We start from the raw sequence: 7,997 nt of genomic DNA on the forward strand, positions 1-7,997 counted from the left end.
TCCACCGTCAGGTCATCGGCGAAATGCCGGTCACCGGTCGCGTCGGGCACGTACTTCACACAGACAACGATCCTCAAGCTCACGCCGGCTCTCCTGCCTACCTGGGTGTGGTCCCCTGCCGATAGGGCCCGGTCCCACCTGGGTGTGGTTTCTCAGGGCGACCTTATGGTACTCAGTACCCTCTGTAAAGGTACCCAGTGCCAAAATCGTCCGTCCGGTGCTACGTTTCGCCGCATGAGCGAGGTACGCGGACCCCAGAAGAAGGCACCCATGCGGGAGGTGCTCGCCCAGGCGGCTTTCCAGCTCTTCCTGGAACGGGGCTTCGAGCGGACGACGGTGGACGACATCGTGGCGCGGGCCGGAGTGGGGCGGCGCTCCTTCTTCCGGTACTTCCCCTCGAAGGAGGACGTCGTCTTCCCGGATCATGAGCGCTGTCTCGCCGAGATGACGGAGTTCCTCGCCGCCGTGGACGACCGTGATCCGGTGGGAGCGGTGTGCGACGCGGCGCGGATCGTGCTGCGGATGTACGCGGCCGACCCCGAGTTCTCCGTACAGCGCTACCGGCTCACCCGGGAGGTGCCCGGACTGCGGACGTACGAACTCTCGGTGGTGCGCCGCTACGAGCAGACGCTCGCCGGTCATCTCCGGGGCCGGTTCGGGGCGGACGGTGACGGCGAGTTGCGGGCCGAGGTGATCGCCGCCTCCGTGGTCGCCGCGCACAACAACGGGCTGCGGCTGTGGCTGCGTTCGGGCGGTGCGGGGGATCCCGAGGCGGCCGTGGACCATGCCCTCGATCTGGTGCGGGAGGTGTGGGAGCGGCCTGCCGAGCCCTCGCCCGCGCTGGAGGGACAGCGGGAGAAGCAGTGGGCGGCCGGCGGCAGCGCCGCCGGGTCCGGCGACAGGGAGGTCATCGTCATGGTCGCCGCCAAAGGCACCCCCATGTGGCGCGTCGTGCAGCAGATCGAGGCGGCCGCCGGCGAGAGGTGAGAGGTACCGGCGGCGGGACCGGCCGTGTCGGCGGCAAGAACTCGGTAATAATCGGCACTCAGTGCCTTTACTATCCGGCACTCAGTGCCATATGGTGCGGACGCGCCGTCAGCCAGGTGCGGCGCGTCCGAGTCGAGCGCAGGGGGTCGATCCGTGTCTCAGGCAGGAATGGGCACCGTCCAGAAGACGCACGAGGAGTGCGGCCTCTCCTACAACCGCTGCCGCTGGTGCGGCACCGCCTCCTTCCGGCGGTTGCTCTGTCCGGTGTGCGCGTCGAGCGAACTGGAGCCGGAACGCACCACCGGCCACGGGGTGGTCGTGCGGACCGCCGTGGTCCACCGCTACACGGAGGCGGCTCGCAACGAATCCCTGGTGCGCTTCCCCGAGGGCTTCGTCTTCCGCTGCCAGGTCGTCGGCGCCGCACCGCAGATGGTGACGGTCGGTGCCCGCGTGAAGCCCCTCTCCGGCGAGGAGGCGGAGTCGGGCGCCGTGGTCCTGCAGCTCTGCGAGCCGCCGGCGCAGCGGGACTGGTGACGCCCGCGAGTGCCGGCCGTGCACGGGCCGGGGCGCGGGCGTCACGGGGGCGTCCCGGTCAGCCGATCCGCTTGAGCAGCTCCTCGGCCAGCGGTGTGGAGGACGCCGGGTTCTGCCCGGTCACCAGGTTCCGGTCGACGATCACGAACGGCGCCCAGGGCTCGCCCTCCTGGAAGTCCGCGCCGAGCTCGACCAGCCGGTCCTGGAGCAGCCACTTCGCCTTCTGTGCCAGGCCCGCCTGGGTCTCCTCGGCGTTGGTGAAGCCGGTCAACCGGTATCCGGCGAACACGTGGGTGCCGTCGGGAGCCGTGGCGGCCAGCAGCGCCGCCGGGGCGTGGCAGACGACGCCGAGCGGCTTGCCCGACGCCAGGGCCTCGGTGAGCAGCCGCCCGGAGACCGGGTCCACCGCGAGGTCCTCCATCGGGCCGTGGCCGCCCGGGTAGAAGACGGCGTCGTACGCGTCCAGGTCCACGTCCTCCAGCGCGACCGGCCGCCGCAGCTCCTCGAACGCCTCCAGCCCCGCCGCCACCTTGTCGGCGCCCTTCTGGCCGCCGTTGACCTCGGGTGCCAGGCTGCCACGGTCCACGGTCGGGACGACTCCGCCCGGGGTGGCGACGACCACCTCGTGACCGGCGCCGGTGAACACCTGGTACGGGGCCACGGCCTCCTCGGCCCAGAAGCCCGTCGGGTGGGCCGTGCCGTCCGCGAGCGTCCAGTGGTCCGCGCCGGTCACCACGAAAAGGATCTTTGCCATGTCGTACATCTCCGTTGGTCGGGGTGGCTGACCAGGCCGACGGTAGGCCCGGTCCGGCCAGGATCCGCGCGCCGACGACGTGTGCCGGAAAGAGGCTTCCGACGGGTCGGCGGCGATCGGCCGTCCGGCGCATCGCCTGCCCCCGACGGCCCGTCCGAACCATCCGGAGACGGCTGCCGGGTCAGGACGCGGTCCGCCGGGCCTCCCAGTCGGCCACCAGCGCCTGCCTCCGCAACGGACCGCTCACCTCCCGTGGCCGGAAATGCTCCGGTCCCAAGGGCCCCGGCGGACCGTGCTTAGCTGGAGTCATGATCGATGACTTCCTGTACGGAACCGCCGGACACACCGGACCGCTGGCCGAGGTCGAGGCGGCCGTGCGCGCCGCGGCCGCGGCCGAGATCATGCCGCGCCACCGGAAGCTCGCCGCCCACGAGATCATCGAGAAGAGCGGCCCGCACGACCTGGTCACCGCCGCGGACCGGCTGGCCGAGGAGCACCTCACCGCCGCCCTCACCAAGCTGCTGCCCGGCTCGGTCGTCGTCGGCGAGGAGGCGGTCCACGCCGACCCGGCGGTCTACGAGGCCCTCCGCGGCGACGCCCCCGTCTGGATCGTCGACCCGGTCGACGGCACCCGCCAGTTCGTCCGGGGCGAGGCCGGTTTCTGCACCCTGGTCGCCCTCGCCCTGCACGGCGAGGTCCACGCCTCCTGGACGTACGCGCCGGTCCTGGGTGAGATGGCCGTCGCCGTACGCGGCCGGGGCGCCACCCTGAACGGCACGCCGCTGCGCTCCGGCGCGCCGGAGCCCGGCGCCGTACTGAACGTGGCGATGTCGCATCCCGACTACACCACCGAGGCGCAGAAACGGGCCCTGCTCGGCCTGCGCACCGAAGGCATCGCCCCCCGCTCCTGCGGCTCGGCCGGGCTGGAATACCTCGCGGTCGCCCGCGGTGCCCAGGACGCCGTCGCCTTCAACTGGGAGCTCGCCTGGGACCATGCGGCGGGCCTGCTCCTGGTCACCGAGGCGGGCGGCGCCCAGGCGACCCTGTCCGGCACCCCGTACCGGATCGCGGGCGGCAACGACCTGCCGTTCACGGCCGCCCGCGACGAGACCACCGCCCAACGTGTCCTGGCCGCCCTCAGGGCGGGCGGCTGACCCGCCCCGGGCGGTCCGGCCGGCCCCTTCCCGGGCCGGGCCGCGGGGTCCCCGCGTCCGCGTTGCCGGCGCGCCCGAATATCCTGGCTCTCCGCCTGCCGGCCGACGAAGGAGTCCCAAGGTGCCGTCGATGCTCGATGCGGTCGTCGTGGGGGCCGGGCCCAACGGGCTGACCGCCGCCGCCGAACTGGCCCGCAGGGGCTTCGCCGTGGAGGTCCACGAGGCGCATGACACCGTCGGCGGAGGCGCCCGTACCGAGGAGCTGACGCTGCCGGGGTTCCGGCACGACCCCTGCTCCGCCGTGCACCCGCTCGGCATCGGCTCGCCCGCGTTCCGGGCGATGCCCCTGGCCCGGCACGGCCTTGAGTGGCTGCACCCCGAGATCGACCTCGCCCACCCTTTCCCCGACGGCACCGCGGCCGCGCTCACCCGTTCCGTCGGCGAGAGCGCGATGACGCTCGGCCCCGCCGACGCGGGCGCCTACCGCCGCCTCGTCGCCCCCTTCGTCGGCCGCTGGGACACCCTGGCCGCCGACTTCCTGCGCACCCCCTGGGACGGCCTGCCCCGCGACCCGTACCGACTGGCCCGCTTCGGTCTGCTCGGCCTGCAGCCCACCACCTGGGTCTCCCGGCGCTTCCAGGGCGAGAAGGCCCGCGGCCTCTTCGCCGGGCTCGCCGCCCACGCCATCGCGCCCACCAGCGGCTTCGCGACCTCGGCGATCGCCCTCGTCTTCGCGCTCGCCGCCCACGAGAACGGCTGGCCGGTGCCGCGCGGCGGCTCCCAGGCCATCGCGGACGCCCTCGCCTCCTACCTCCGCGAACAGGGCGGCACCATCCGCACCGGCAGCGAGGTGAAGCGGCTGGACGATCTCCCGCCCGCCCGCGCCTACATCTTCGACACCTCACCCTCCGCGCTCGCCCGCATCGCGGGCCTCGGCTCCGCCTACAGCCACTACCGCTACGGCGCCTCCGCCTTCAAGATCGACTACGCGCTGTCCGGCCCCGTCCCGTGGACCGCCGAGGACGCCCGCCGCGCCGGCACTGTCCACATCGGCCCCGACGCCGGGACCATCGACACCGCGCTGAAGGCCGCCGTCGAGGGCCGCGACCCCTCCGTCCCCTTCCTCATCACCGCTCAGCCGAGCCTCACCGACGCCTCCCGCGCCCCCGAAGGACGCCACGTCTTCTGGGTGTACGGGCACGTCCCGGCCGGGTGGGAGGGCGACGCCACCGACGTCATCGAGCGCCAACTGGAGCGTTTCGCCCCAGGTTTCCGTGACCTGGTGCTCGCCCGAGCCGTCTCGGGGCCGCCCCAACTCGCCGATCGCAACGCCAATTACGTCGGCGGCGACATCGCCTGCGGAGCCTTCTCGGGCCTCCAGACCCTGATCCGCCCCAGGCTTGCCCGCGTCCCTTACGCCACCGCGCACCCGGCGGTCTACCTCTGCTCCTCGGCCACCCCGCCCGGACCCGGTGTGCACGGCATGTCCGGCCACCACGCCGCCAAGGCCGTATGGCGGCAGCTGCGCGCCGCCTCCTGAATTCCCGGGCGCTGCATCAGCTGTCGCCGGCCGGCGGAGTCCAACGCCGCTGCGCAGCACCGCCGATGTGGCTGCCGAGCACGGTGCCCACACCGATGGCCGCCGTCGTGACGTAAGCCGGCACCGAGTAGCCGCCCGCCGCGGGGACGTGCGGCCCGGGCCCGGTCAGCGCGAGCGGGCGGCGCGGGCGCGTGGAGGGCGGCATGATGTCCGCATGAGCACCTCCGTCACCCCCGTGGTCCGTCTGGTCCGCGGTGACATCACCGACCAGCCCGTCGACGTCATCGTCAACGCCGCGAACTCCTCGCTCCTCGGCGGCGGCGGGGTGGACGGGGCCATCCACCGGCGCGGCGGTCCCGAGATCCTCGCCGCCTGCCGTGAGCTGCGCGCCTCGCAGTACGGCAAGGGCCTGGCCACCGGCCGGGCCGTCGCCACCACCGCCGGACGCCTGGCCGCCCGCTGGGTGGTCCACACGGTCGGCCCGGTCTTCTCCGGAGCCCAGGACCGCTCAGCCCTGCTCGCCTCCTGTTACCGCGAATCCCTGCACCTGGCCGCGGAGTTGGGTGCCAGAACCGTCGCGTTCCCGGCCATCTCGACGGGCATCTACGGCTGGCCGATGGACGACGGCGCGCGGATCGCCGTGCGCACGGTGCTCGCGGAGTCCGTGGCCCCCGTCGAGGAGGTGCGGTTCGTGCTCTTCGACGCGCACGCGTACGTGGAGTTCGAGGAAGTTCTCGCGATGCGCGGCTGAGACCCGGGGACCCTCCGGCGCTCCGGCGCGCGGCGCTGACACCGAAGGGGCCGCCCGGCGCGCGGGCCGACACGGAGAGGGCCCGCGGGTTCCGGGCCCCCGAGGACCGTGTCGGATTTCCGCCAGCCAGGCCCCTGACCGGTGACCCATCCTGGAACCATGCACACCGAAACCGAGCGCTGCGTGCGGGCCGTCCAGTCCAAGGACGCCCGCTTCGACGGCTGGTTCTTCACCGCGGTCCTCACCACCCGGATCTACTGCCGCCCCAGCTGTCCCGTCGTGCCGCCCAAGGTCCGCAACATGGCCTTCTACCCGAGCGCCGCCGCCTGCCAGCAGGCCGGATTCCGGGCCTGCAAACGGTGCCGCCCCGACACCAGCCCCGGTTCCCCCGAGTGGAACGCCCGCGCCGACTCGGTGGCCCGCGCCATGCGGCTCATCCGGGACGGCGTCGTCGACCGCGAGGGCGTCCCCGGTCTGGCCGCCCGGCTCGGCTACTCCGCCCGGCAGATCGAACGCCAGCTCCTCGCCGAGCTGGGCGCCGGACCGCTGGCCCTGGCCCGCGCCCAGCGGGCCCAGACCGCCCGCCTCCTCATCGAGACCACCACCCTGCCCCTGGCGGAGGTGGCGTTCGCCGCCGGGTTCTCCTCCATCCGCACCTTCAACGAGACCGTCCGCGAGGTCTTCGCCCTGGCCCCCGGCGAACTGCGCTCCCGCGCGGCGCGCGGGCCCTCGGCCCTCGCCGCTCCCGGCGTGATCGCCCTCCGCCTCCCGTACCGGGCCCCGCTCAACCCCAGCAACCTCTTCGGCCACCTCGCCGCGACCGCCGTCCCCGGCATCGAGGAGTGGCGGGACGGCGCCTACCGCCGCACGCTGGCCCTCCCGTACGGCCACGGCACCGTCGCCCTCACCCCGCAGCCCGACCACATCGCCTGCCGGCTCTCCCTCACCGACCCCCGCGACCTCACCCAGGCCATCAGCCGGTGCCGCTGGCTCCTCGACCTGGACGCGGACCCGGTCGCTGTCGACGACCGGTTGCGGACCGACCCGGTGCTCGCCCCGCTGGTCGGGACGGGCCCCGGCCGCCGGGTGCCGCGTACGGTGGACGGCGCCGAGTTCGCCGTACGCGCGGTCCTCGGCCAGCAGGTCTCCACCGCCGCCGCCCGCACCCACGCGGCCCGCCTGGTCACCGCGTACGGGGTGCCGGTCGAGGACCTTGAGGGCGGGCTCACCCACCTCTTCCCGACCCCGCAGGCCCTGGCGGAGCTCGACCCGGAGACCCTGGCGCTGCCCCGGACCCGCCGCACCACGCTCACCACCCTGGTCGCCGCCCTCGCCGACGGGACGCTCCGCCTGGGCACCGGCACCGACTGGGAGCGGGCCCGTGCCGAACTCTCGGCACTGCCGGGCTTCGGCCCCTGGACGGTCGAGGTCATCACCATGCGGGCGCTCGGCGATCCCGACGCCTTCCTCCCCACCGACCTCGGCATCCGCCGGGCCGCCGAACGCCTCGGCCTCCCGTCCACCCCAGCCGCCCTCACCGCACGGGCCGCGGACTGGCGTCCCTGGCGCGCGTACGCCGTCCAGTACCTCTGGACCGTGGACGACCACCCCATCAACCACCTGCCCGCCTGACGAAGGGACGCCCCTTATGCCCACCACCACGACGCCTTCCGTGACCAGGCAGCACACGGTCGTCGACAGCCCCTACGGCCCACTGACGCTCGTCGCCACCGACGGCGTCCTCTCCGCCCTCTACATGACCGACCAGCGCCACCGCCCACCCGAGGAGACCTTCGGGGTCCCCGACCCGGAACCCTTCCCCGAGGTGATCCGCCAGCTCACGGCGTACTTCGCGGGCGAGCTCACCGCCTTCGACCTTCCGCTCGACCTGCACGGCACCCCGTTCCAGCGCAGTGTCTGGGCGGAGCTGCGGAAGATCCCGTACGGCGAGACGCGGACGTACGGCGAACTGGCCGAGGAGCTCGGCAAGCCGGGCGCGTCCCGGGCGGTCGGCCTGGCCAACGGCAAGAACCCGGTCGGCATCATCGTGCCGTGCCACCGGGTCATCGGAGCCTCGGGCGGCCTCACCGGATACGGCGGCGGCCTGGACCGCAAGCAGCGGCTGCTGGCCTTCGAGAGCGGCGGCGGGCGGGACGGGGTGCAGGCGCTGTTCTGAGGGAGAAGGGGCTGGGGGGCCCAGCGCCAGGGGGCGCTTGGCCGGGAGGTCGGGGCCGACGGCGGCTCCGACCAGGACGAGCTCCACGCCGTCCAGCAGCA

The 7,997-nt window shown here is 73.8% G+C and carries 9 protein-coding genes and 1 pseudogene; 7 read left to right on the plus strand and 3 right to left on the minus strand.

The window, feature by feature from the left end; translation table 11 throughout:
* A pseudogene (locus ABZ154_RS34290) lies at nucleotides 1-83 on the minus strand (electron transfer flavoprotein subunit beta); the annotation flags it as partial.
* 187 nt (nucleotides 84-270) lie between these two features.
* Here ABZ154_RS34290 and ABZ154_RS34295 point away from each other — a divergent pair.
* Together ABZ154_RS34295 and ABZ154_RS34300 are read left to right on the plus strand one after the other, a co-directional pair.
* Complete coding sequence (locus tag ABZ154_RS34295) at nucleotides 271-987, plus strand: TetR family transcriptional regulator (RefSeq protein ID WP_356838330.1); 717 nt, start codon at nucleotides 271-273, stop codon at nucleotides 985-987.
* A gap of 168 nt (nucleotides 988-1,155) precedes the next feature.
* The gene (locus tag ABZ154_RS34300) at nucleotides 1,156-1,521 is read left to right on the plus strand and encodes a zinc ribbon domain-containing protein (RefSeq protein WP_356838332.1); all 366 of its coding nucleotides are present in this window, start codon (nucleotides 1,156-1,158) and stop codon (nucleotides 1,519-1,521) included.
* A gap of 58 nt (nucleotides 1,522-1,579) precedes the next feature.
* Here the strand turns inward: ABZ154_RS34300 and ABZ154_RS34305 are convergent, their stop codons facing one another.
* Nucleotides 1,580-2,275 carry a type 1 glutamine amidotransferase domain-containing protein gene (locus ABZ154_RS34305; RefSeq protein ID WP_356838318.1) on the minus strand — a complete coding sequence of 232 codons (696 nt, stop codon included), beginning with the start codon at nucleotides 2,273-2,275 and terminating at the stop codon, nucleotides 1,580-1,582.
* A 308-nt stretch (nucleotides 2,276-2,583) separates the two neighbouring features.
* On the opposite strand from ABZ154_RS34305, the gene ABZ154_RS34310 reads away from it, so the two are divergent.
* Both ABZ154_RS34310 and ABZ154_RS34315 read left to right on the plus strand, forming a co-directional pair.
* On the plus strand, nucleotides 2,584-3,429 hold the full coding sequence (locus tag ABZ154_RS34310) for an inositol monophosphatase family protein (protein WP_356838319.1): 846 nt from the start codon (nucleotides 2,584-2,586) through the stop codon (nucleotides 3,427-3,429).
* 121 nt (nucleotides 3,430-3,550) lie between these two features.
* Nucleotides 3,551-4,969 (plus strand): NAD(P)/FAD-dependent oxidoreductase, encoded by a 1,419-nt coding sequence (locus tag ABZ154_RS34315; protein ID WP_356838321.1) that lies wholly within the window; start codon nucleotides 3,551-3,553, stop codon nucleotides 4,967-4,969.
* Between the two features lie 16 nt (nucleotides 4,970-4,985).
* Here ABZ154_RS34315 and ABZ154_RS34320 read toward each other — a convergent pair whose 3' ends face one another.
* Nucleotides 4,986-5,174, minus strand: coding sequence for a hypothetical protein (locus tag ABZ154_RS34320; RefSeq protein WP_356838322.1), 189 nt, complete (start codon nucleotides 5,172-5,174; stop codon nucleotides 4,986-4,988).
* 9 nt (nucleotides 5,175-5,183) lie between these two features.
* On the opposite strand from ABZ154_RS34320, the gene ABZ154_RS34325 reads away from it, so the two are divergent.
* The 3 genes from ABZ154_RS34325 to ABZ154_RS34335 all read left to right on the plus strand — a co-directional run bounded on the left by ABZ154_RS34325 (nucleotide 5,184) and on the right by ABZ154_RS34335 (nucleotide 7,896).
* Complete coding sequence (locus ABZ154_RS34325) at nucleotides 5,184-5,720, plus strand: O-acetyl-ADP-ribose deacetylase (protein ID WP_356838324.1); 537 nt, start codon at nucleotides 5,184-5,186, stop codon at nucleotides 5,718-5,720.
* A gap of 159 nt (nucleotides 5,721-5,879) precedes the next feature.
* Entirely contained in the window at nucleotides 5,880-7,352 is a 1,473-nt protein-coding gene (locus ABZ154_RS34330; RefSeq protein WP_356838326.1) for an AlkA N-terminal domain-containing protein, read from the plus strand.
* 16 nt (nucleotides 7,353-7,368) lie between these two features.
* Complete coding sequence (locus ABZ154_RS34335; RefSeq protein ID WP_356838328.1) at nucleotides 7,369-7,896, plus strand: methylated-DNA--[protein]-cysteine S-methyltransferase; 528 nt, start codon at nucleotides 7,369-7,371, stop codon at nucleotides 7,894-7,896.
* The last annotated feature ends 101 nt before the right edge of the window (nucleotides 7,897-7,997 follow it).

The organism is Streptomyces sp. NPDC006261, assembly GCF_040613515.1.
Classification (GTDB): domain Bacteria; phylum Actinomycetota; class Actinomycetes; order Streptomycetales; family Streptomycetaceae; genus Streptomyces.